Source organism: Chromohalobacter sp. 48-RD10 (genome assembly GCF_029889785.1).
Classification (GTDB): Bacteria; Pseudomonadota; Gammaproteobacteria; order Pseudomonadales; family Halomonadaceae; genus Chromohalobacter.
In genome coordinates this window covers 145,141-167,722 of the sequence record NZ_JARANX010000006.1, presented here as the reverse complement: position 1 = coordinate 167,722, position 22,582 = coordinate 145,141, and the positions used below count along the sequence as shown (strand labels likewise).

At 62.2% G+C, this 22,582-nt stretch carries 20 protein-coding genes; 14 read left to right on the top strand and 6 right to left on the bottom strand.

The genetic code is table 11. From position 1 onward, the window contains the following. The 11 genes from doeB to OP496_RS09130 all read left to right on the top strand — a co-directional run bounded on the left by doeB (position 1) and on the right by OP496_RS09130 (position 13,492). A complete protein-coding gene (gene doeB / locus OP496_RS09180) occupies positions 1-1,017 on the top strand; it encodes a N(2)-acetyl-L-2,4-diaminobutanoate deacetylase DoeB (protein WP_280563309.1) in 1,017 nt (338 codons plus the stop codon). A gap of 19 nt (positions 1,018-1,036) precedes the next feature. After that, a complete protein-coding gene (locus OP496_RS09175; RefSeq protein ID WP_280563308.1) occupies positions 1,037-1,513 on the top strand; it encodes an Lrp/AsnC family transcriptional regulator in 477 nt (158 codons plus the stop codon). Positions 1,514-1,606: 93 nt separating this feature from the next. Further along, positions 1,607-2,386: a formate dehydrogenase accessory sulfurtransferase FdhD gene (locus OP496_RS09170; RefSeq protein WP_280563307.1), complete on the top strand. Its 780-nt coding sequence runs from the start codon at positions 1,607-1,609 to the stop codon at positions 2,384-2,386. A 95-nt stretch (positions 2,387-2,481) separates the two neighbouring features. Further along, positions 2,482-4,908, top strand: coding sequence for an FdhF/YdeP family oxidoreductase (locus OP496_RS09165; protein ID WP_280563306.1), 2,427 nt, complete (start codon positions 2,482-2,484; stop codon positions 4,906-4,908). 195 nt (positions 4,909-5,103) lie between these two features. Then, on the top strand, positions 5,104-5,760 hold the full coding sequence (locus OP496_RS09160; protein ID WP_280563305.1) for a hypothetical protein: 657 nt from the start codon (positions 5,104-5,106) through the stop codon (positions 5,758-5,760). A gap of 244 nt (positions 5,761-6,004) precedes the next feature. Then, on the top strand, positions 6,005-7,474 hold the full coding sequence (locus OP496_RS09155) for an NAD-dependent succinate-semialdehyde dehydrogenase (protein ID WP_280563304.1): 1,470 nt from the start codon (positions 6,005-6,007) through the stop codon (positions 7,472-7,474). Between the two features lie 147 nt (positions 7,475-7,621). Continuing rightward, the gene (locus tag OP496_RS09150; RefSeq protein WP_280563300.1) at positions 7,622-9,028 is read left to right on the top strand and encodes an aspartate aminotransferase family protein; all 1,407 of its coding nucleotides are present in this window, start codon (positions 7,622-7,624) and stop codon (positions 9,026-9,028) included. Positions 9,029-9,130: 102 nt separating this feature from the next. Next, positions 9,131-10,126, top strand: coding sequence for a hydroxyectoine utilization dehydratase EutB (gene eutB, locus OP496_RS09145; RefSeq protein WP_280563298.1), 996 nt, complete (start codon positions 9,131-9,133; stop codon positions 10,124-10,126). A gap of 60 nt (positions 10,127-10,186) precedes the next feature. Next, positions 10,187-11,146: a cyclodeaminase gene (locus OP496_RS09140; RefSeq protein ID WP_280563297.1), complete on the top strand. Its 960-nt coding sequence runs from the start codon at positions 10,187-10,189 to the stop codon at positions 11,144-11,146. A 119-nt stretch (positions 11,147-11,265) separates the two neighbouring features. Further along, the gene (locus OP496_RS09135; RefSeq protein WP_280563296.1) at positions 11,266-12,816 is read left to right on the top strand and encodes an alkaline phosphatase D family protein; all 1,551 of its coding nucleotides are present in this window, start codon (positions 11,266-11,268) and stop codon (positions 12,814-12,816) included. A gap of 73 nt (positions 12,817-12,889) precedes the next feature. Next, positions 12,890-13,492 carry an exopolysaccharide biosynthesis protein gene (locus OP496_RS09130; protein WP_280563295.1) on the top strand — a complete coding sequence of 201 codons (603 nt, stop codon included), beginning with the start codon at positions 12,890-12,892 and terminating at the stop codon, positions 13,490-13,492. A 9-nt stretch (positions 13,493-13,501) separates the two neighbouring features. Here the strand turns inward: OP496_RS09130 and OP496_RS09125 are convergent, their stop codons facing one another. After that, entirely contained in the window at positions 13,502-14,431 is a 930-nt protein-coding gene (locus OP496_RS09125) for a LysR substrate-binding domain-containing protein (RefSeq protein ID WP_280563294.1), read from the bottom strand. Positions 14,432-14,535: 104 nt separating this feature from the next. On the opposite strand from OP496_RS09125, the gene OP496_RS09120 reads away from it, so the two are divergent. Continuing rightward, complete coding sequence (locus OP496_RS09120; RefSeq protein WP_280563292.1) at positions 14,536-15,537, top strand: DMT family transporter; 1,002 nt, start codon at positions 14,536-14,538, stop codon at positions 15,535-15,537. 67 nt (positions 15,538-15,604) lie between these two features. Continuing rightward, positions 15,605-16,306 (top strand): DUF4396 domain-containing protein, encoded by a 702-nt coding sequence (locus OP496_RS09115; protein WP_280563290.1) that lies wholly within the window; start codon positions 15,605-15,607, stop codon positions 16,304-16,306. Between the two features lie 54 nt (positions 16,307-16,360). On the opposite strand, the gene argC is transcribed toward OP496_RS09115, so the two are convergent. Continuing rightward, complete coding sequence (argC, locus tag OP496_RS09110) at positions 16,361-17,308, bottom strand: N-acetyl-gamma-glutamyl-phosphate reductase (RefSeq protein ID WP_280563289.1); 948 nt, start codon at positions 17,306-17,308, stop codon at positions 16,361-16,363. A 198-nt stretch (positions 17,309-17,506) separates the two neighbouring features. Here argC and OP496_RS09105 point away from each other — a divergent pair, with 198 nt between their 5' ends. Beyond that, positions 17,507-18,187: a haloacid dehalogenase type II gene (locus tag OP496_RS09105; RefSeq protein ID WP_280563288.1), complete on the top strand. Its 681-nt coding sequence runs from the start codon at positions 17,507-17,509 to the stop codon at positions 18,185-18,187. Between the two features lie 16 nt (positions 18,188-18,203). On the opposite strand, the gene OP496_RS09100 is transcribed toward OP496_RS09105, so the two are convergent. From OP496_RS09100 to OP496_RS09085, 4 genes are all read right to left on the bottom strand, one after another. Beyond that, on the bottom strand, positions 18,204-20,345 hold the full coding sequence (locus OP496_RS09100) for an FAD-dependent oxidoreductase (RefSeq protein ID WP_280563287.1): 2,142 nt from the start codon (positions 20,343-20,345) through the stop codon (positions 18,204-18,206). A gap of 167 nt (positions 20,346-20,512) precedes the next feature. Continuing rightward, a complete protein-coding gene (locus tag OP496_RS09095; protein ID WP_280563286.1) occupies positions 20,513-21,145 on the bottom strand; it encodes a TIGR04282 family arsenosugar biosynthesis glycosyltransferase in 633 nt (210 codons plus the stop codon). After that, complete coding sequence (locus OP496_RS09090; RefSeq protein ID WP_280563285.1) at positions 21,135-21,851, bottom strand: TIGR04283 family arsenosugar biosynthesis glycosyltransferase; 717 nt, start codon at positions 21,849-21,851, stop codon at positions 21,135-21,137. Before OP496_RS09090 ends, OP496_RS09095 begins: the two co-directional genes overlap by 11 nt. 58 nt (positions 21,852-21,909) lie before the next feature. After that, positions 21,910-22,581: an ATP-binding cassette domain-containing protein gene (locus OP496_RS09085; RefSeq protein ID WP_280563284.1), complete on the bottom strand. Its 672-nt coding sequence runs from the start codon at positions 22,579-22,581 to the stop codon at positions 21,910-21,912. Between the last annotated feature and the right edge of the window lies 1 nt (position 22,582).

Sequence of the window (22,582 nt, the reverse complement as noted above, 5' to 3'; positions counted from 1 at the left end):
ATGAGCAAGCGACCCAGCCCGGTGTCACCTACGGTCGATTTCGAGGCCGACGGCATTCAGCACGGCTTTTTCAAACTGCCGATCTCCACCGATGAGTCGGCCTGGGGCGCGGTGATGATTCCGGTGACCGTGATCAACAACGGCGCGGGACCCACGGCGCTGCTCACTGCTGGCAACCACGGTGATGAATACGAAGGCATCACGGCGCTTCTCAAACTCAGCAATACGCTGCGCGCCGAAGACGTACGCGGCCGCGTCATCATCGTGCCGATCATGAACGTGCCCGCCGCCACTGCTGGCAAGCGCACCTCGGGGCTGGATGGCGGCAATCTCAATCGTAGTTTTCCTGGCGACCCGGATGGCGGTGTCACCGAGCAGATCGCCGATTACTTCACGCGTGAACTGGTGCCGATGTGCGACGTGGCGCTGGATCTGCATTCCGGCGGCCGCACGCTGGATATCCTGCCCTTCGCTGCGGCGCACCGCCTCGATGATCGTACCCAGGAAGCGCAAAGCCTTGCTGGCGCGGTTTCCTTTGGTGCGCCGGTGGCGATGATGATGTTCGAACTCGACGCCACCAAGCTCTACGACACCGCCGTGGAATCTCAGGGCAAGACCTTCGTGACCACCGAGTTGGGCGGCGGCGGCACGACGACACCGGAGCGCATGGCCATCGCCGAACGCGGCGTACGCAACTTCCTGATTCACTACGGGCTAATCGACGGCACACTGGAAACGCCCGCCGAGCCACAGGTGTACGTGGATATGCCCGATGCGTCCTGCTACGTACAGAGCGAGCATAATGGTCTGCTGGAGCTGGTATTTTCCTTGGGCGAGAGCGTGCGGCGCGGTGATGTGATCGCACGGATCTATGATATGACGCGCACCGGTAGCGAGCCGGTCGTCTACCATTCCCAGCGCGATGGCGTGCTGGTGGCGCGGCGCTTCCCGGCGCAGGTGAACATGGGCGATACGATTGCGGTGATCGCAGAAGTCGTCGATAGTCTCGAGCGTTGAAGATGGGTCGCCACATCACATGAAACTCGACCGTTACGACCTCAAGATTCTCGATATCCTGGCGCGCGACGGGCGCATCACCAAGTCGAAACTGGCCGAGGCGATCAACCTTTCGGTCAGTCCCTGCTGGGAGCGCGTGCGACGCCTGGAAAAAGCCGGCGTCATCGAAGGCTATGGCGCCCGCCTCAATCCGTCTCTGGTGGTCAAGCGTACGCCGGTTTGGGTGCAGATCGAGCTTGCGAATCATCAGGCGGCGAGTTTCGCGCGTTTCGAGAAAGCCGTCGCCGAGACGCCGGAGGTGACCGAGTGCGTCGCGGTGGGTGGCGGTGTCGACTACCTGGTCAAGTTCGAAACCGACTCTATCGATGCCTATCAGCGCACGATCGATGCCTGGCTGATGGATGGCCTGGGGATCGAACGCTACTTCACCTATATCGTCACCAAGACCGTGAAACGCACAGCGCCACCGTTGGAATTGAACGACGACGCTTCGTAGCACGTCAGGCGTCGTCTATGGCCATTGATTGATGTCGTCTGGGTGCTAGGGTAGTAATACTCTGTGGCCTCATTTTCGCAATGGGATATTTACATGCCGTCAGAAGTGGTGACACCGCATTCATTTTCCGCTGCCGCTCACTATGACGACCAGCGCGACCGGCCCTTGCGGACGCTCGATGGCCCGCAGGAACAGCCGCTGACCCTGTCGCTCAACGATACCGCCATGGTGACCTTGCTGGCGACGCCAGAGGTTCTCGAATCCCTGGCGCTGGGACATGCTTTCACAGCGGGCTGGATCGAGCGCGCCGAGCAGGTCGAGGACATTCAGCTATCGCGGCTGCGTCACGGCCTGCTGGTGCGGCTGGCGGTTTCGTCGCAGACTGAAGCGCGCGCCGCTGGTCTGCAACGCGCCGGGGCCTCGGTGTCGAGCTGCGGTGCCTGCGGGGTGGCCGAGGAGTCGCAGTTGATGCAGGGGCTGAGGCGTTTGCCGGCGTGCACGCCCCTGGCACCCGAGGCCTTGATGCGCGGTGTGGAGAGTCTACAGCGCCACGCACGTGCCGGATTGCATATGGCGCTGGCCCTCGATAGCGATGGCGAGGTATTGTCACGCGGCGTGGATATCGGACGCCACAACGCCTTGGACCGAGTCATCGGCGAGGGATTGGGACAGGGCGAAATGCCGGCGGCGGTGTTGCTTTCCAGTCGCTGTAGCATGGAGCTGGTGCAGAAGACCGTGCGTGCCGATATCGCCACCCTGGCCACTTTGTCGTTGCCCTCGGCCCTGGCAGTGGAAATTGCACGTGCCTGCGACCTCAACTTGATCTGTTGTCATCGCGGTCGGCATCTCGAACGCCTGAGTGGCGCGGCATAGCCTGCGAGTTCTGCACGCTCCGTTTCCCGGGTATTCACCACGTTCATTGCGTCATTTTTCCTCTATTTTTCACCCACTACGTCATCGAGGGTGCCATGGCTTCCCATCAACAGACTCCGTTACCCGACGACCGCGAGTCGAATCCGGCAAACGAGGCCGGGGAGCGTCTCCCCGAGGCGGACACGACCCTGACCCAAGCCCCGAGCGTCGAATCTTACACCGGTCCGGCCGGTGGCTGGGGCGCGATGCAAAGCGTGGGGCGTCACCTCAAGCGTAGCCAGGCGCCGCTCAAAGGCGCGCGGGCATTGCTGTCCACCAACCAGCCGCATGGCTTCGATTGCCCGGGCTGCGCGTGGGGCGATCCATTGCACGGTTCGTCGTTCGAGTTCTGCGAAAATGGCGTCAAGGCGGTGGCCTGGGAAAGTACCAAGAAGCGCGTCACGCGGCGTTTCTTCGAGCGCCACACGCTGAGCGAGCTGCGTGGTTGGGATGATTTTCGCCTCGAGGACCAGGGCCGGCTCACCGAACCCATGCGTTACGATGCGGCCAGTGACCGCTATGTTCCCATCGACTGGGAGTCTGCCTTCGCGCTGATCGCCGAACACTTGGCGGCGTTACCCGATCCCGACCGGGCGCTGTTCTATACCTCGGGACGCGCCAGCAACGAAGCGGCGTATCTGTATCAGTTATTCGTGCGCCTCTACGGCACCAACAATTTCCCCGATTGCTCGAACATGTGCCATGAGGCGAGTGGTGTGGGCATGCAGGCTAGTCTCGGTGTGGGGAAGGGCACCGTTCAACTGGAGGATTTCGAGCACGCTGATACCATCCTTGTCTTCGGTCAGAATCCCGGCACCAATCATCCCCGGATGCTCGGTGACTTGCGGCGTGCGGCGGAGCGAGGGGCGCGTATCGTCAGTTTCAATCCGCTCAAGGAGCGTGGTCTGGAGCGTTTCGCCGATCCTCAGAACAAACGCGAGATGCTGACCCAAGGTAGCCATCGTATTTCCTCGCATTATTATCAACCCAAGATGGGCGGCGACATGGCGGCGGCACGCGGGATTGCCAAGGCCTTGTTCGCGCTCGAGGCCGGAGGGCACTTCACGCCGGATCGTGCCTTCATCGAGTCGCACACCGCCGGCTATGAGCAATGGCGGGCTCAGGTCGAGGCCACGCCGTGGGTGGATATCGAGGATCAGGCCGGCCTGCCGCGCACTCAGATCGAGGAGGTGGCCGACATCGTTGCCCGTGCCGAGCGCATGATCATCACCTGGGCGATGGGCATCACCCAGCATGAGCATTCGGTGGACACCGTTCGCGAGTTGGTCAACCTGCTGTTGTTGGGGGGCCACATCGGGCGCCCCGGCGCGGGGCCGTGTCCGGTACGCGGTCACTCCAACGTGCAGGGTGACCGCACCATGGGCATCGACGAGAAGGCGCCCACGCGGCTGATCGATGCTCTGGAGGCTCGTTATGGTGAAACAAGCGGCGTAACCATGCCGCGCACGCCGGGTCTCAACACCGTGGGTGCCATTCGCGCGCTGGAACTGGGCGAGGCCGATGTCTTCATCGGCCTGGGAGGCAACTTCACCCGGGCCACGCCGGATAGCCAACGCACCGAGCGCGCCTTCCGACGCTTGGGACTCAATGTTCAGATCAGCACCAAGCTCAACCGTAGCCACCTGATCACCGGTGGTGATGCGTTGATCCTGCCGTGCCTGGGCCGCACCGAGATCGATCGTCAAGGCGAGGCGGGCGCATCTCAGCAGGTCAGCGTCGAAGACTCGATGTCGATGGTCCACGGCAGTGCCGGTATTCATGCACCGGCTTCCGAGTGGCTACGCTCAGAGCCGGCGATCATTGCAGGGATCGCCGAGGCCACGTTGGCGCGGGTACTGCCGCATCGAGGGGTCGACACGGACGTGGTCGATTGGGCCGCGATGGTGGCCGATTACGACCGCATTCGCGACGAGATCGAGGCAGTCATTCCCGGTTTCGGGAACTTCAATGCGCGTCTGCAGCAGGCAGGAGGCTTCTGGCTGGAAAACGTCGCCAGTCAACGCCGCTTCAATACGTCATCCGGTCGGGCCACGTTCTGTGCCTCGCCGCTGCCCGAGGCGGTGATGCACCAACGCCTGTACGCACGCCGCGATGACGGCTGGCTGACACTGCAGACGCTGCGCAGCCACGATCAGTACAACACCACCGTTTACGGTTACGACGACCGTTACCGAGGCGTCAAGGGCCAGCGGCGGGTGGTGTTCGTCAATCCCGCAGACCTCACACGACTGGGGCTCGCAAGCGACCAGTGGGTCGATCTGGTAGGGCTCGATCACGAGGGTGCGCCTCGTCGCGCCCCGGCATTCAGGATCGTCGCCTACGAGACCCCCGAAGGCTGCGCCGCCGCTTACTATCCTGAAACCAATGCGTTGGTACCCTTGGAAAGCGTCGGTGTGGGTACCGATACACCCACTTCCAAGGCGGTCGCGGTACGCCTGGAGCTGAGTCAGCGGATTGTCTGATGCGCTGGCAATACGTGCCGTACGACCAAAGTTGAGACGCATGGTCGGTGTCGCGGCGCTATACTGTTAAATACTACATAAGCGTCGCCACATAAGCTGGTATTACATAAAACATTCGGACGACGCCTTTAACGCCCCTCCTACATCTAGGGGGCACGCCGCTCAACTCAACGGGATCGCCCGGGAGGTGCCGTCATGGAACTCTTCATCCAGACTGCATTGGGGTTTCCTTTCGTCTTTTTCCTCGGTTTGCTGGTACTGGTGGCAGTCTACTGGTTGCTGGTCGGGCTGCGCGTCATACGCGTCTCATGTTTCGACCATGACAGCCTGCGTGACGACCATCTCGCCAGTACCTTGATTTCCCTGGGCTTTGCAGGTGTGCCGGCGTCATTCGCGCTGAGTGCCTTGATCGTCACCGCCACGCCCATCGCATTCGCATTGAGTTTGGTACTGCAATGGCTGCCGCTAGGGTTGGTGCGTTTGCCGCTGGGCTTTCTGGCTATCTGGGCAGCGTTCGCGCTGGCGTCATCGCCGAGTGTCGCCGCGTGTCATGCCCTGGCTCGGCGTTTCCACCATTCACGTCGGGCTTCTCCGCGCTGGCTTCTGGGAGAAACCGTCATCGTGCGCGAGGCCAGCGACAATGAAGGGCGCTGCCAGGCGGCGCTGGAAAACGACTCGGACGTGGTCGTGACTCTGCATGGCAAAGGGGCGAGTTGTTCCGCCGGTGAGCGCCGCGTACTGGTGAAGCATGTCGCCCGTGAAAACGTTTACCGTGCGGTACCCGCCGAGGAATATCTGGACGCCCATGCGCGCCTGCGCAAGCTGCATTTACTGCCGCGTCACGATATCTAAGCGCTTCACGCCCGCCGCTGCCCTTGCTTGCGGCGGTGGGACGTAGGAAAAGGGCGCGCAGAAAAAAAAGCCCTTACCAGCGCGTGACTCGAAAAAAACCGGTGTCGATCCCCCCTCCAGACAAAAACTCTTCCGCCTTGCGCTGCTTTATCCTGTAGGCATTGGATGAACGTCATCCGCCACGACCTATCCGGGCCAGATGTTAGTCGACCCAGGCCCGGTTCGTTTTCGGGAGAAGTAGCGCATGAAACTCAACGACCCGCGTCTATTGCGCCAGTACGCTTATATCGAGGGTAAATGGACACACGGCGACGCCGGTCGCGAAGAAGCGGTCGTCGATCCCGCCACGGGCGAGGTGCTGGGCCACATTCCCTGGCTCGAGGCTCCGCAATTACGGGAGGCAGTGGATGCCGCAGATACTGCCTTCGCCCAGTGGCGAGCGTTGCGTGCCGATGAGCGTGCCGAGCGTCTTCAGGCGTGGTATAACCTGCTGATCGAGCACCGTGAAGATCTGGCGGTCATCATGACGCGCGAGCAAGGCAAGCCGCTACCCGATTCACGCGGCGAGATCGAATACGGTGCCAGCTTCATCAAGTGGTTCGCCGAGGAGGGCAAGCGCACCTTCGGACAGACCATTCCCAGTCACATCCCCAACGCCGCCCTGGGTTCGCTCAAGGAGCCGGTGGGGGTGGCGGCATTGATCACGCCCTGGAACTTTCCGCTAGCGATGATTACGCGCAAGGCCGGTGCCGCGCTGGCCGCCGGCTGCACGGTCATTGTCAAGCCGGCCGGCGAGACGCCGTTCTCGGCCCTGGCGCTGGCGGAACTCGCCGAACGCGCCGAGATTCCTGCCGGGGTTTTCAATGTGGTGCTGGGCGAACCCGCCGAGGTGTCCAAGCTGTTGTGCGAAGAAGAACGCGTCAAGGCGTTGTCGTTCACCGGCTCCACGCGCGTCGGGCGGCTGTTGCTGGAGCAGTCTGCCAATAGCGTCAAGCGTGTCTCGCTGGAATTGGGTGGCAACGCGCCGTTCATCGTCGGCCCCGACATGGACCCCGCCGAGGCCGCGCGTGCTGCAGTCGCCGCCAAGTTTCAGACTGGCGGGCAAGATTGCTTGGCCGCCAACCGGATCCTGGTACACGAGTCGATCCATGACGAGTTCGTCGAGCAGTTCGTCGCTTGCATGGAAACGCTCAAGGTCGGCAACGGCCTGGTGACCAATATCGATATCGGGCCACTGATTCATCAGCAGGCGGTGGAGAAAGCGTCGAGCATCGTCGATGACGCCATGTCGCGCGGCGCGACGCTGGTGCATGGCGATCAGTCCATGGCGCCGGGGCCTAATTTCTTCATGCCCACGTTGCTCACTGGCGTGACGCCCTACATGAAGGCCTGGCGCGAGGAGAGCTTCTCGCCGGTGGCGGGAGTGACCGCCTACAAGGATGACGATGAGGTCATCAAATTGGCCAACGACACCGAGTACGGCCTGGCGGCCTATGTCTACACCCACGACATTCGCCGTATCTGGAAGCTCCTGCGTGCCCTGGAGTACGGCATGGTGGCGATCAACTCGGTGAAGATGACCGGTCCGCCAGTACCCTTCGGTGGCGTCAAGCAATCCGGCCTCGGCCGCGAAGGCGGCACCGCCGGCATCGAAGAGTATCTGGAGACCAAGTTTTATTGTCTGGGGGCCATGGGCTCTGTCTCCGGGAGCTAGGCTCCTGCCCACGAGCCACGAGCCACGAGCCACGAGCCACGAGCCACGAGCCACGAGCCACGAGCGAAAAAAGTGCTCGTGGCTTAATAAGTCGTGTTTGACGTTAGGTTTTATCGGCGTGAGCCGAAACAGTGACGGGAGAATGATATGAGTCAGCATCAGGACCTGATCGATCGCGATCGCCAGGTTACTTTCCATGCGTCCACGCATTTGCGCGATTTCGCGCAGGGTGATGTGCCGGGGCGGGTTATCACCGGTGGTCAGGGCATCAATATCGTCGACAAGGACGGCCGCGAGTTCATCGACGGTTTCGCCGGCCTTTATTGCGTCAATATCGGTTATGGCCGCACTGAAGTCGCCGAGGCGATCCATCACCAGGCGCTGGAGCTGGCGTACTATCACACCTATGTCGGCCATTCGAACGAGCCGCAGATACAGCTTTCCGAGAAGATCCTCGAGCTGGCCGGGCCGGGCATGTCCAAGGTTTACTACGGCATGTCCGGCTCTGATGCCAATGAGACGCAGCTCAAGATCGTGCGCTATTACAACAACGTGCGTGGCCTGCCGCAGAAGAAGAAAGTGATCTCGCGGCAGCGCGGGTACCATGGCTCGGGCATCGCTTCGGGCTCGTTGACCGGGCTCAAGGCGTTTCACGATCATTTCGACCTGCCCATCGACGGTATTCTGCATACCGAGGCGCCGTACTATCACCATCGAGCTGCCGAACAGGAGGGCATGAGCGAGCGCGAGTTTTCCCAGCATTGCGCGGCCAAGCTAGAGGAGATGATCCTCGCCGAAGGCCCGGACACCGTGGCGGCCTTCATCGGCGAGCCTGTGCTGGGCACCGGTGGTATCGTGCCGCCGCCCGAGGGCTATTGGGAGGCGATTCAGGCGGTCCTGAACAAGTATGATGTGCTGCTGATCGCCGATGAAGTGGTGTGCGGTTTCGGACGCATCGGCACCGATTTCGGCAGCCATCACTATGCCATCAAGCCTGATCTGATCACCATCGCCAAGGGCCTCACCAGTGCCTATCAGCCATTGTCTGGGGTCATCGTCGGCGATCGCGTGTGGCAGGTGCTGGAGCAGGGCGCCGGTGAATACGGCCCCATCGGCCACGGCTGGACCTATTCGGGCCATGCGCTGGGTTGTGCGGCAGGGCTTGCCAATCTGGCTATCATCGAGCGCGAAGGATTGACCGCCAACGCCGCCGAGACCGGCGCTTATCTGCAGCAGCAAATGCAGCAGACATTCGGCGGGCATCCACTGGTGGGGAACGTACGTGGTGTGGGCATGCTGGCGGCGCTGGAATTTTCGCCGGATCCGGCTCGTCGAGCGTTTTTCGATCCCGCCCTCAAGATCGGCCCGCGCGTGAGTGCCGCCGCGTTGAGCGAAAACCTGATCGCACGTGCCATGCCGCAAGGTGACATTCTCGGTTTCGCACCGCCGTTGGTGACGACTCGCGATGAAGTCGACGACATCGTCTCGCGTGCCAAGCATGCCGTCGATAAGGTGACCGACGAGTTGTCTCGTTCGGGAGACTTGAAGGCCTGAATGGATCCCGCCATCCTCGCTGTGGAGGCGTTCGCTTCCACGGCGTTGTCGTTTACCTCGCCTGACATCCCGAGAGCGTCCGATACCTCGATGGGAGGTCGTATGTCCGATGCCCAGTCCGCCATTAATCTCGCCTCGATCTATGCCGCGCGCGCCCGCCTGCAAGGGCAGGTCGCGCGTACGCCATTGGTGCGTTCGCAGGCGTTGTCGCGGCGCTTCGAAGCCGACGTGTTCCTCAAGCTGGAAACCAGCCAGCCCACGGGGGCGTTCAAGTTGCGCGGTGCGACCAACATGATCGCCGCGTTGATCGAACGCGACGGACGCGAAGCGTTGGCGCACGGCGTGACCACGGCCTCGACGGGTAATCATGGCCGGGCCGTGGCCCACGCTGCGTACCAGTTGGGGATCCCCGCCGTCATCTGTCTGTCGCGGCTGGTGCCCGACAACAAGGCCGCAGCCATCGAGGCCCTGGGTGCCGAGGTGCGGCGAGTCGGGGAGAGCCAGGACGACGCCTTCGACGAGGTCGAGCGTCTGGTAACCTCGGGCATGACGGCGATCCCGCCTTTCGACGACTCGTTGATCGTGAGTGGGCAGGGCACCATCGGGCTCGAGTTGATGGAGGATCAGCCTGCGCTCGACCGAGTCCTCATCGGACTTTCCGGCGGCGGCTTGTTGGGCGGCATTGGCGCAGCGGTGAAGGCGATTCGCCCGGCGACGCAGGTGACCGGCATCAGCCTCTCCCAAGGCGCGGCGATGTGGGAAAGCCTCCAGGCCGGGCATCCAGTCAACGTGGCGGAGGTCGAGAGTCTCGGCGATTCGCTGGGCGGCGGCATCGGCCTCGATAATCGCTGCACCTTCGCGCTGGTGCGCGAGGTGATGGATGACCATTACCAGGTCTCGGAACCCGCTATCGCCCGCGCCATGATCGACTTGCTCGACACCGAGAAAATGCTGGTCGAAGGCGCGGCGGCCGTGGGGTTGGCAGCGCTCGACGAACATGACCTCGACATTCGAGGGCAGCGCGTGGCATTGATCGTTTCCGGCAATGGCGTGGCGCTGGAAACGTTTGACCGCGCCCGGGCGTTGGCGGGAGCCTGATACGCCTCCCTACTTTTTACTTCCCTTCTTCATTCTTCTCTCTTGCGTCTGGAGGACGTCATGCAGCTCCATCAACGCGAAGCTATCGAAGCCGCCGTTCAGCTGGACATGGATGCCTTGACCGTCATCGAAGCGGGATTCGCGGCCCTGGGGCGTGGCGAGGCCGTGCAGCCGCCGATTCTGTCGATGGCCATCGAGGAAGCCAATGGCGAGGTCGACGTCAAAACCGCGCACATTCGCGGTTTCGAGCGCTTCGCCATCAAGGTGAGCTCAGGGTTTTTCGACAATCCCAAGCAGGGACTGCCCAGCCTCAGCGGGCTAATGATGATGTTCTCGGCCCATACTGGGCTGGTGGATGCCGTGCTCTTCGACGAAGGCTACCTGACGGCGGTGCGCACGGCACTCGCGGGAGCGCTTTCCGCCAAGTACCTGGCGCGTGAAAACAGCCGTCGCGTGACGGTCCTCGGCGCCGGCGAACAAGCTGAGTTGCAGATCGATGCCCTGCGTCTGGTGCGAGACATCGATACCGTCGATGTCTGGGCGCGTCGGCGCGAGGCCGCCGAGTCCTATGCCGAACGGCTGCGCCAGCGCGGCCTGACGGTCAACGTTCACGATGATGTCCACGCGGCGTGTCGTGCGGCGGATATCATCGTCACCGCGACACCTTCACCACAGCCGATTCTCGAGGCTGCCGATCTCCCCGAGGGCGTGCATGTCACGGCGATGGGCTCCGATAGTCCGGACAAGCGCGAGCTCGACGATAGCGTGATGACGCGTGCCGATGCCTTCGTCTGCGATACCCGCGCGCAAAGCGAGCACAACGGTGAGCTCAAGGCCTTCGTCAAGTCCGTCGGCACGGCGGCCAACGTTCCGTTCAAAGTCTTCGAGCTCGGCCAGGTGATCGATCGGAAACTGACGCTACGCCTTTCTGGTGCCAGCATCACCGTATGCGATCTTACCGGTACCGGCGTGCAGGATACGGCGATTGCCGATTACGCCCTGCAGCGATTGGAAGCCTGAGCATCGCAGCACTGGTGCGACCTGAGGTGTCGTGCCACTCAATCGTCATGCGGTTGCCATGTCATCGTCATGCGTTCTTGAGATGCTGAGTGAATCATGGGCTCAGTGGAGAGTTGGCGATGCGATATTCCCGCCGTGATGTATTGGGATGGAGCGTCAAGGCTGGCGTGGCGTTAGGTACGACGGCGGTGGCACCGTCGATCGTGCTGGCCGAGTCACGTCGCCCGCAAGTGACCTCGGGGGTAATGAGCGGAGACATGCTGAGCGATCGGACTATGCTCTGGTCGCGCAGTGATCGCCCCGCGCGGATGTTCATCGAACTGGCCGACAATCCCGCGTTTCGTGGTGCCCGCCAGGTGCGGGGCCCCGAGGTACTGCCGAGCGATGGCTTGGTCGGCAAGTTGGACGTCGCGGGGCTCGGTGACATCGAGACGTTGCATTATCGCGTACGCTTCGCCGCGTTGGATGATCCGCGTGCCTTGAGCGAGCCGGTCGAGGGCCGTTTACGCTTGCCGCCGTCCCAGGCGCGCGATGTGCGCTTCGTGTGGTCCGGCGATACGGTCGGGCAAGGCTGGGGCATCGATGAATCGCGTGGCGGCATGACGATCTACGACACCATGCGCCGACAACACCCTGATTTCTTCATTCACTCCGGCGATACCGTCTATGCCGACGGCCCCCTAGAAGAAAGCGTGGCGCTGGCTAACGGTGAGACTTGGTGCAATCTGGTTACCCCGGCCAAGCGCAAGGTGGCGGAAACACTGGACGAGTATCGCGGCCAACATACTTACAATCTTCTGGATACCAACCTGCGTCGCTTCAATGCCGAAGTGCCCATGCTCGCGCAATGGGACGATCATGAGACGACTAACAACTGGTATCCCGGCGAGTGGCTCGAGGATGAGCGCTACACGGAAAAGAACGCCTCGCTACTGGCAGCTCGTGGCCGCCAGGCCTTTCTCGAGCACACGCCGCTGCGCCAGGAGCCGACATCGCCTGGACGTATTCATCGTCGGTTTGCGTATGGGCCGTCGCTGGAAATTTTCATGCTCGATATGCGCACCTACCGCGGTGCCAACAGCCGCAATCGACAGGCCGAGAGCTCCGCCCAGACGGCCTTTCTGGGGGAGGATCAGTTCGACTGGCTACACCGCTCGCTGAAGGCGTCCACGGCGACATGGAAGATCATCGCCTCGGACATGCCCATCGGCCTGGTGGTCAGCGATGGCGACGCGTATGAAGCCATCGCCAATGGCGACGCGGGCGGGCCATTGGGACGCGAACTCGAAATTGCCAGGCTCTTGCGGGCGATCCGCGATGACAAGATCAAAAACGTGGTATGGCTGACCGCGGACGTCCACTACACGGCGGCGCATCACTATTCCCCCGAACGGGCCAGCTTTCAGGAATTCGCCCCTTTCTGGGAATTCGTCAGCGGTCCACTGCATGCTGGCACCTTTGGGCCCGGTGAGCTGGACACGACCTTCGGTCCCGAGGTGGTTTTTCAAAAAGCCCCGCCGGAAGGCGAGTCGAACCTGCCGCCGTCTCGGGGCTATCAATTCTTTGGCCAGGTCGACCTCGATGGCGAGAGCGAAGCGTTGACCGTGAGTCTGATGGACGCCGCCGGCAATACGCTGCATCGCCAGCAATTGATGCCGGAGACGACGTAGACGCTCCTTCTTCTCGGCAGAGTGTGCATGTCTTGCTACGCTGCAAGCTTGGCTCATGGAGGAGAGAGCACGCATGGCGGAAAGGCAGCAGCAGGAGCTCGCGGGGTTGGATCATTTGCTCGAACGGATCGGGCAGGCGCCCCGTCGCGACGATGAACGTGTCCAGCTTGACGACATGCTGATGGCGGTGGGGCAGGGGTCGTTTGGCTCATTGCTGCTGGTGCCGGGGGTGATCACGCTGCTGCCGTTGGTGGGAGATATCCCCGGCGTTCCCACGTTGATGGCGATATTGGTCCTGCTGGTGGCGGGGCAGTTGCTGGTAGGGCGCCGCACGTTCTGGCTGCCTCGCTGGCTTTTGAAGCGCTCGGTCTCCTGCGCCAAGCTGGACAAGGCGGTGACCTGGATGCGCAAGCCGGCCCGGGCCATCGACCGTTTGTTGAAACCGCGCCTGACCTGGTTGACCCAGCGCGCCGGCACCTATCTCGTGGCGCTTTTCTGCTTTCTCATTGCCCTGGCGATGCCGTTGATGGAGGTGGTGCCCTTCTCGGCCAATGGCGCGGGGCTGGCCTTGATGATGTTCGGCTTGTCGTTGATGGCCAATGACGGCCTCTGGGCGCTGTTGGCGCTGATCCTCACCGGAGGGACGGTAAGCGGTGTAGCTTACGCCTTGTTGTGATACGTCACTTCAAAAGTCCGCTTCACCGCCATGATCGACGTGGAATTCATGCTGCAGCCAGTCCAGTAGCGCCAGCGTCTCCACACGCGATTGAGCGCCTTGCCGTGTATATACCGAGAGTGCGTCGCTGAGTGGCAGCGACGCATCGACTGGCCGCACGAGCTGGCCGTTTTGCACCAGACGCTCAGCCGTGCGTCGCCAGCCCAGGGCGATACCGTGCCCGGCAAGCGCTGCCTGAAGGACCAGCGGATAGCTATCGAAAATCATGCCGTTGCCCAAGGTGGGCACGAAATTTCCCATGGCGCGTAGCCAACTATCCCACTCGAACCAGTCCGGTGCGTCAGCCCTGTGGTGCAGCAAACGGTGCTCGGCGAGGTTCGCCAGGGTGATGGGGCGACGTTGTGTGGCGAGATAGTCAGGGCTGCAAATTGGAAAGATCTCGTCGGATGCGGTGAAGGACAGTGCGTGGCTGCCGCTGGGGCGCCCGCTGGTCTGCAGCGCCACGTCGAAATAGTCGTGATGCTCGACCACCGGGCGCGTCGAGGTCACCAGGCGTACCTCGATTTCCGGGTGTTGCCGGTTGAACGCGGCGAGGCGCGGCATGACCCAGTAGAAGGCCTCGCAGAGCTGGCAGAACAGTACCACCACACCGTCATCCACTTCCTCCCGCAATGTGTTGGCATGCGTTGCGACACCCTCCAGCGCTGAGCTCACCGTGCGCCCGAATTCACGGCCGGCGGCGGTGAGAAAGACGCCCCGATTGCGCCGCTCGAATAGTGCCACGCCGAGGTTTTCCTCCAGAGCGCGAATCTGTCGGCTGACGGCGGCCTGGGTGAGATGCAATTCCTCGGCGGCACGCGAGAAGCTTTCCAGGCGCGCGGCAGCCTCGAAGGGCATCAGGCTGGCGAGCGGGGGCAGGGCTTTGCCTAGTCGGTTCATATGCGATCCATAATCACAGCTCATGGAAAGTGATGTATAACTCGTTTGTCGTGTATGCCTGGGGCGCGCACCCTTGAGCGGCTTCTTGTTCGGGGAGAACCACCATGAAGCCAATCATTGGGGCGCGAGCCTCGGTATGGCCAGGCATCGTTTGTATCGTTGCCTCGGTCTTCTGTCTCTCGATGGCTGACGCGTTGGTTAAGTATATCAGCGATGACGTGGGTATTTGGCAGTTGTACGCGCTGCGTGCACTGTTGGCGTTACCGCTTCTGGGGGTGGTGCTTGGGCTTCGCGGCGTGGTACGCCTGGGGTGGGCGTTGCGACGTCGCTGGGTGCTGGTCAGAACCGGCTTGCTGATGGCCATGTGGTTGACCTTCTATGCCGCGCTGCCGACGTTGACGCTTTCCATGGCGGCGGTCGCGTTGTACACCTCGCCGTTGTTCATTGCCTTGTTCGCTGCCTGGTTAGCCGGCGAGCGGCTCTCCGCAGGCGGCTGGTGGGGGATCGCTCTAGGCTTCGTCGGCGTGGTGCTGATATTGCGTCCGGGGACGGTGGATTTCACGCCTACGGTGTTACTGCCGCTGCTGGCGGCGGTGTGCTACGCCCTGGCCTGCGTGGTGACGCGTGTTCATTGCCGTGCCGAGGCGCCGCTGGTGCTTGCCGGGGCACTGAATCTGGGTTTTCTATGCCTGGGCGCGGTGGGCTGTCTATGGATATTCTTGTACGACCAGCCGCCGACTGGTGGCGCCACACCGAGCTTCCTGACGGCGCCCTGGCGTTCGCTCCCAGCCGACACCTGGTGGCTGCTGGCGGGGCTGGCGGTACTCTTCGTGCTGGCCAGCAGCACGGTGGCCAAGGCCTATCAAGTGGCCCCTGCCGCGTTGATCGGTGTGTTCGACTATGCCTATCTCGTCTTCGCGGCGGGGTGGAGCTGGTGGCTGTTCGATGCGACGCCTGATATGCCTACTGCGCTGGGCATGGCTTGCGTGGGGCTCGCGGGCGGTATCGTTTGTCGCTGTGCTCCCGGACGCTTACGTACTGGTAGTACGATGAGAAGCGGTGAGGCAGCTTTCTATTCACCAACCTGTCGTCGGGACATAGGTTGAGTCAGGCGCGATCATTCCCTATATCTAGAGACGCGTTTCCATTTCAACACGGACAAGGAGTTGTCGCATGTTGACGCTCGTTTCCTGGCTATTCATCGCCTTGGGCGTGGCCACGGCATTGGTCATTGCGCTGGATGTGGCCAAGCGCCCGCAACCCATGGCGATCATGAACGTGACTTGGCCGATCACCGGGCTTTATATGCCAGTGCTGGGCTGGTGGGCGTATGCACGCATGGGCCGCGCCACGGCCTCGGTAGGCAATGAAGAGAGCAATGGACATAGTGAAGGCTATGAGCACGATCATGTGCATCATCATCATGGTGATAAGCCCAAGTGGCAGGGCGTTTTCGTCTCCGCCACGCATTGTGGGGGCGGTTGCACCGCAGGCGATGTCGTCACCGCGCCGCTGGCGACCCTGACCGGGTTTGCACTGCTAGGTTCGGCAGTATTAGGACACTTCGTGCTGGCCTTCATCGGGGCGTACCTCTTCGGCATATTGTTTCAATACTTGCCGATTCGCGGCATGAGCGATAGCGGCCCACGCCAGGCCTTGATCGATGCCATCAAGGCAGACACGCTCTCGCTGATAGCCTTTCAGGCCGGCATGTACGTCTGGATGCTGATCGCCATCCATGGCTGGATGGGCGAGATGAACGCCTTCTCGGTGACGTTCTGGTTCATGATGCAGATCGCCATGCTGATCGGATTCGCTACGTCCTATCCGGCCAATTGGATATTGATCAGCCGAGGCATCAAGCACGCGATGTAAGGCAGCGCGATCAGCGCACGGTTCGGCGTGCGCTGATCGCGGGAGCTGCCGCGCTCATGCCGAGAGGCCGCTGGCCTCGTCTACGCCGAGATGTAGGTTCATGCTCTGCACGGCGGCACCTGCCGCGCCTTTGCCGAGGTTATCCAGCCGGGCGACGAGGGAGACCTGCTCATGGTTGCCGAACACGAATAGGTCGACTCGATTGGTGTCGTTGCAGCCCTGCACCTCGAAGAAGCCGTCATCCAGGTTGGCCGGGTCCTCGAGGGGCATGACGCGAACGAAGGTCTCGCCTTCATAGTGGTTGGAGTAGGCCTCGCGAAGCGTTTCGGCCGTGGCCCCGGGACTAAGCTGATCGACGTGCAGGGGAATCGTCACCGAGAGGCCCTTGAGGAAGGGGCCGACGATCGGTTGGAAGACGGGAGCTCGCGCGAGCCCGCCGTGCGTGCGCATCTCCGGCATGTGCTTGTGGGTCAATCCCATGGCATAGGGACGTGGCGCGCTCAGACGACCGTCATGCTCGCCTTCGTACTCGGCGATCAGCTTCTTGCCACCGCCGCTATAGCCGGTGATCGAATGCGCTGTCAGCGGTGTGTCGGCGGGCAACAGGCCGGCGTCGACCAGCGGCCGCGTGAGCATGATGAAGGCGCTGGCATGGCAGCCCGGATTGGCGATGCGCTTGCTGGTGCGGATGGCGTCGCGTTGTCCCGGTACTAGTTCGGGCAAGCCATAGGTCCATTCGGTATCGGTGCGGAAGGCCGTGCTGGCGTCGATCAGGCAAGTCCGGGGATTGTCGAGCAACGCCACGGCCTCGCGAGAAGCGGTATCGGGCAGGCATAGAAAGACCACGTCGGCGGTATTGAGCAGGCGCGCACGTTCGGCGGTCTCCTTGCGCTTGTCGCTGTCGATGCGCAACAGTTCGATATCATTGCGTGCCTCGAGATAATCCATCAGCCGCAGCCCAGTGGTGCCTTCCTGACCGTCTACGTATACCTTGAATGCCATGGGAAATTCGTCGCCTCGTTGACCGGTTCCATGCGTGCTGACAGCGCCTGTCAGCGTATTGTCTTCCATTGTGCGTCGATGCGGCCGCGCTGTCATGTTTACGGGCCTGAATCCGCTTGTCGTGATTCACAAAAACGACCAATCTGAGAGAACTTGGAGGTTCTCCATCAACTCAGGTAAGCGTGATAAGGACGACATATGAATAAGCGTGTATTGGCTTTCGATGTCTATGGCACCTTGATCGACACCCACGGTGTAGTGGAAGCATTGCACACGGATCTGGGCGATGCTGAAAAGGCGTTGGCCTTTTCGCAGCGTTGGCGGGACAAGCAACTGGAATTTGCCTTCCGTCGCTCGCTGATGGGGGCGTATTCGAGCTTTGCCGGTTGTACGCGCGATGCGCTGGAGTTCACCGACCGGGCCATGGGCAGCCAACTCTCCGAAGTGGCCAAGGATCGGCTGATGTCCCTTTATGGGCGTCTGCCGGCATTTTCCGATGTCGCCGAGGGGGTGGCACGCTTGAGCGATGCCGGCATGCATTGCGTGGCGTTTTCCAACGGCACCCAGGAAGCGGTGACGGGGTTGCTGGCCCAGGCGGGCATTCGTGAGCGGTTCGACGCCATCGTCAGCGTCGACGACATCAAGCGCTTCAAGCCCGACCCCGCTGTGTATTCCTATCTGCGCCAGTGCACCGAGTCGAGCGCTGCGGACACCTGGCTGATTTCCAGCAATCCCTTCGACATCATCGGGGCCAAATATGCCGGCTTGCACGCGGCCTGGGTGCGTCGCAGCGCTGAAGCGCCCTTCGATCCCTGGGGCGATGAGCCCGATATGACGGTGAGCGACCTCGACGAACTCGCTGACCGCCTGGTGGGATGAGCTCGACGAGAGGTACTCAGCCGCCGCGTCGCCAGCGGAAGTAACGCGCTAGCCAGTGGAGCACCCGCTCCGGCTTGTGGGCGTTTTTCCAGGCGCCGGCGGTGCCCTTGGTGGCTTCCGATAGCGTCGGGTAAGGATGCACCGTGCCCAGCAACTTGTTGAGCCCGATATTGTGCTTCATGGCCAGCGTCAGTTCTGCTAGCCACTCGCCTGCGTGCTCGCCGACCAGGGTTGCCCCCAGGATACGATCCTTGCCGGGCACGGTGAGGATCTTGACGAAACCGTTAGTGGCGCGCTCGGCGATCGCCCGGTCGCTCTCGGCCATCTCGTAGCGGGTGATCTCGTAAGCGATACCCTGAGCCTTGGCCTCGCGCTCGTTGAGCCCCACCCGGGCGACTTCGGGCTGTAGATAGGTCACCGCGGGCATGATGCGGTAGTCGACCTTGAAGCGCTTGAATTCGCCGAACAAGGCGTTGACGGCGACATGCCAGGCCTGGTGCGCGGCGGCGTGGGTCAACTGGTATGGACCGGCGACGTCGCCGCAGGCCCAGATGTTGGGCAACTTGGTCTGTAGCTGCTCGTTGACCTCCAGGGTTCCGTTGTCGCGGGTGGTGATTCCCAGCGCTTCCAGCCCGAGCCCATCGACGTTGGCCTGGCGACCGACGCTGACCAGCAGGCGGTCGAAGGGGAGGTGTATTTGCCGACCGTCGGCCTTCTCGACGAGGAGATGTTGTTCGCCGCCCTCGACGCTTACCGCGATAGCCCGCGTGCTTGTCATGACATCGAGGCCTTCGTCGTCGAGTAGGCCGGCGACGAGTTCGCCGACCTCTTCATCCTCGCGCCCTAGCAATCGCTTGGTTCCCTCGATAAGCGTGACCTGAGTCCCTAGACGGGTGAAGCTCTGGCCGAGCTCGCAGCCGATGGCGCCGCCACCCAGCACTATCAGGCGGTGTGGCTGCTCGGTCAGCGTCCACAGATTCTCGGAGGTCAGCACGTCGATCTGCTCGATACCCGGTATCGGCGGCACCTTGGGGATGGCGCCGGTGGCGATGACGATGTGCCGCGCCGTGAGTTGCTTGCCGTCGACTTCGACAGCCCAGGGGGACGTCAGCCGCGCCGTGCCACGCTGGACCTCGACGCCTAGCCCGGTATAACGCGCCTCGCTATCGTGGGGAGCCACCTCGTCGATGACGCGACGCACATGGCCCATGACCTCGCTGAACTCAACGCGCGGCTCTCCGGCATGAACGCCCAGATGCCCGGCGTCGCGGATATTCTGGGCGGACCGTGCGGCGCGAATCAGTGCCTTGGAGGGTACGCAGCCGGTATTGAGACAGTCGCCGCCCATGGCGCCACTCTCGACGAGCGCGACCCGCGACCGCACCGCACTGGCGATGTAGCTGGTGACCAGACCCGCCGAGCCGCCGCCGATCACCAGGATGTCGTAATCGAAGCGCCGAGGTTTGTCGTATCCACGATAGCGCTTGCGGCGTTGAAGCCAGTCGACGCCCCAACGTGCGATCAGCGGGAAGACGCCGAGCAGGGCGAAAGACAACAGCAAAGAAGGCGAGACGACACCGCTGACCGAACGTAACTCGCCGAGCTGCTGGCCGGCGTTCACGTAGACCAGCGTGCCGGGAATCATGCCGATCTGGCTGGCGATATAGAAGACCCAGATGCGCAGCCGGGTCAGGCCCATCGCCAGGTTGACGACGAAGAACGGGAAGATCGGCACCAGTCGCAGGCTGAACAGATACAACGCGCCATCGCGCTCGATCCCCCGGTTGATGGTCTCGATTTGCCGTGCAAAGCGGCGTTCGATCAGTTCCCGGAAGAGCGTGCGGGAGACCAGAAACGCTAGCGTAGCGCCAATGGTGCTCGCAAAGGAGATGATCAATAGCCCCCAGCCCAGGCCGAATAACGCACCCCCCAACAACGTGAGCAGAGCCGCGCCGGGCAACGAGAGGGCGGCCATCAGAACATAGATGAGAAAGAAGCCACCCGCGACCAGCCAAGGAGACTCGGTGAACCACTGGTCGAACCGTGTTTGTAGCGATTGAATGGATTCCAGAGTCAGGTAATCGTCAACGCCGCCCACGAAGAAGGCCACGATGGCAACCAGTACAACCGCCAGAATCAGTATGCGGTAATGTTTCAATCCTTTTCCCCTTCAGCAGGCTTTCATGCGGCCATTATGGCGTTGGCGGCATCGTTCATGTGGGCGCGAACGAAGACAGTAACGCCTTGGTGCACCTCCAAGCCGGTAACCCGCGTCCATCATGGCAATAAAACGTGTCGCCCACCACTCGATCAGGAGGCCGGCCATCATGTCGTAGCGTCCAGAGCACGCCAGCGCTCGAGATCGTGTGGCGTATCGACATCCCAGACCGTGTCGGGACACGCCACGCGCAGCCTTAGTCCTTTAGCTCGAGCGAGGGTCCGCGCGGCCACCTCACTACCGCCCCAAGGAATATCCGCGAACAACCGCTGGGGAAGCCTATGGCCCCCGATCAAGCCATAGCCGCCATCCTCGGCCGGGAGTAGCACCAGATCGTGATCATCCAGCGCCTGCGCACAGCGATCCAGCAGCATCGGCGTCAGTACCGGGCAGTCGCTGCCGATCAGAAGCGCAGGACCCGATTGAGCGGCCAGGGCGGTGTGCATGCGCTGGCCGAGATCGCCCGGCGGCTGAGCATGGTGCATGATGCCGTGTCTTTCCGTCAGCGCCTCTAGGGTCGGGTGTGCCGGTTCGAGCCCGGCCCATAGCTGCACGTGCGTGGCAGGAAAGGCCCGGCAGGCAATCTCTAGCGTGCGTTCAAGCAGTGCTACATGGACATCACGCGCCTGCTCGGCATCGAGCGACGGCATCAACCGGGTCTTTACCTTGCCGGGGATCGGTGCCTTGGCGAAGATCAGCAGTGTCGTGCTGGGGGCGACCGCATTCGATTCAGCGGACATCGGTGTAGTCTCCTGCCAAGGTCCCGGGCGAGGCGCCGAACCCGTAACGCAGGCGCAACCACCACATCTTGGCGATGGTGCGCAAAGGGCCGTTCTGCTGCCAGCGGCGCGCGGACGTCGTCACCCGCTGGGCAAGGCAAGTCGGCGCGGATAGACGGTGCAGATGCCGGCTCATGGCGATGTCTTCCATCAGCGGCTGGTCGGGAAAGCCGCCGACGATCTCGAAGGCCTCGCGCGTCATGAACATCGCCTGATCGCCGGTGGCAATGCCGGTCATGCGCGAGCGTCGGTTCATGCTCCAGCCGACCAGACCGGCCAGCGCGAACCCTCGTTCGATATCCACATCGAAGCGACCCCAGCCACCGGTATCTTTCAAGGCTCCTTCGATCGCTAGGTCCGCGCGATTCGGCAGGCGCGTATCGGCATGCAGAAAGACTAGATGTTCCCCGCGACTTTCCCGTGCGCCATGATTCATCTGTCTAGCGCGATCGCGCTCACTTGCCAGCACCCGATCCGCCAGGGGAAGCGCCAGAGCGACGGTATCATCCTCGCTGCCGCCATCGACGATGACGATCTCGACGCCACATCTCCATAGCGGCAGCAGGGCGGTCAAGCATTCCTGTATCGTCGATGCCTCGTTCAATACTGGCACGATGATGCTCAGCCGCGGTGCGTTGGCAAGCGGTTCTGACCAATGCACGCTCATTGGCTCATCCCTCGCGATAGCGCGGAGAAGCTCAGTCGTAATACGTTGGCCCATGTCGTCATGTGCGTGCCTCCTGATCGATGGACCCGGCGGTGCCTCGTTCGGTCAGCCTCAGGATACGCCCGCCGGCTGCCCTGGCATCTGCCTCGTCGTGTGTCACCATTAGCGTGGGTAGATGGTAGTGACGCACACGTTCGAAGACCCAGTGACGAATCTCGTCCCGACGTTCGGCATCCAATTTGGAGAATGGCTCGTCGAGCAGAATGGCGCGTGGCTGGGACAGCAGTACCCGCAATAGGGCAATACGTGCTTTTTGGCCGCCGGAGAGCGTTGCGGGGTCACGCTTGGCGAAGGCATCGAGTCCTACCGACGCCAGCGCCTCGTGAATTCGCTCGCGGCGTTGTCGTCGCGTGCCTTCACGCACCATGCCGAAGGCGAGATTGCCCTCGACGTCGAGATGCGGGAACAGGAGCGGGTCTTGAAATAGCAGCCCGACGTGACGCTGCTCCGCAGGCAAGGTATCGATGCGGGTCTCGTCGAGCAAAACGCGCCCTCGGGGCGTGAAAGCGGGGCTCAAGAAGCCTGCGATGAAGGCCAGCAAGGTAGACTTGCCGACGCCTGAGGGACCCATGACGGTGATCACTTCTCCCGGCGCGATCGTGGTATCCAGGCTCAGCAAGGGGTGTTGGTCCTGTTCAATGACAATGTCGTCGAGAATCAATGACGCCATG

Bases quoted from the DNA above. Each gene is read 5' to 3' on its own strand.
- doeB (WP_280563309.1), top strand. From the start codon at position 1: ATGAGCAAGCGACCCAGCCCGGTGTCACCTACGGTCGATTTCGAGGCC.
- OP496_RS09175 (WP_280563308.1), top strand. From the start codon at position 1,037: ATGAAACTCGACCGTTACGACCTCAAGATTCTCGATATCCTGGCGCGC.
- OP496_RS09170 (WP_280563307.1), top strand. From the start codon at position 1,607: ATGCCGTCAGAAGTGGTGACACCGCATTCATTTTCCGCTGCCGCTCAC.
- OP496_RS09165 (WP_280563306.1), top strand. From the start codon at position 2,482: ATGGCTTCCCATCAACAGACTCCGTTACCCGACGACCGCGAGTCGAAT.
- OP496_RS09160 (WP_280563305.1), top strand. From the start codon at position 5,104: ATGGAACTCTTCATCCAGACTGCATTGGGGTTTCCTTTCGTCTTTTTC.
- OP496_RS09155 (WP_280563304.1), top strand. From the start codon at position 6,005: ATGAAACTCAACGACCCGCGTCTATTGCGCCAGTACGCTTATATCGAG.
- OP496_RS09150 (WP_280563300.1), top strand. From the start codon at position 7,622: ATGAGTCAGCATCAGGACCTGATCGATCGCGATCGCCAGGTTACTTTC.
- eutB (WP_280563298.1), top strand. From the start codon at position 9,131: ATGTCCGATGCCCAGTCCGCCATTAATCTCGCCTCGATCTATGCCGCG.
- OP496_RS09140 (WP_280563297.1), top strand. From the start codon at position 10,187: ATGCAGCTCCATCAACGCGAAGCTATCGAAGCCGCCGTTCAGCTGGAC.
- OP496_RS09135 (WP_280563296.1), top strand. From the start codon at position 11,266: ATGCGATATTCCCGCCGTGATGTATTGGGATGGAGCGTCAAGGCTGGC.
- OP496_RS09130 (WP_280563295.1), top strand. From the start codon at position 12,890: ATGGCGGAAAGGCAGCAGCAGGAGCTCGCGGGGTTGGATCATTTGCTC.
- OP496_RS09125 (WP_280563294.1), bottom strand. From the start codon at position 14,431: ATGAACCGACTAGGCAAAGCCCTGCCCCCGCTCGCCAGCCTGATGCCC.
- OP496_RS09120 (WP_280563292.1), top strand. From the start codon at position 14,536: ATGAAGCCAATCATTGGGGCGCGAGCCTCGGTATGGCCAGGCATCGTT.
- OP496_RS09115 (WP_280563290.1), top strand. From the start codon at position 15,605: ATGTTGACGCTCGTTTCCTGGCTATTCATCGCCTTGGGCGTGGCCACG.
- argC (WP_280563289.1), bottom strand. From the start codon at position 17,308: ATGGCATTCAAGGTATACGTAGACGGTCAGGAAGGCACCACTGGGCTG.
- OP496_RS09105 (WP_280563288.1), top strand. From the start codon at position 17,507: ATGAATAAGCGTGTATTGGCTTTCGATGTCTATGGCACCTTGATCGAC.
- OP496_RS09095 (WP_280563286.1), bottom strand. From the start codon at position 21,145: ATGTCCGCTGAATCGAATGCGGTCGCCCCCAGCACGACACTGCTGATC.
- OP496_RS09090 (WP_280563285.1), bottom strand. From the start codon at position 21,851: ATGAGCGTGCATTGGTCAGAACCGCTTGCCAACGCACCGCGGCTGAGC.
- OP496_RS09085 (WP_280563284.1), bottom strand. From the start codon at position 22,581: ATGGCGTCATTGATTCTCGACGACATTGTCATTGAACAGGACCAACAC.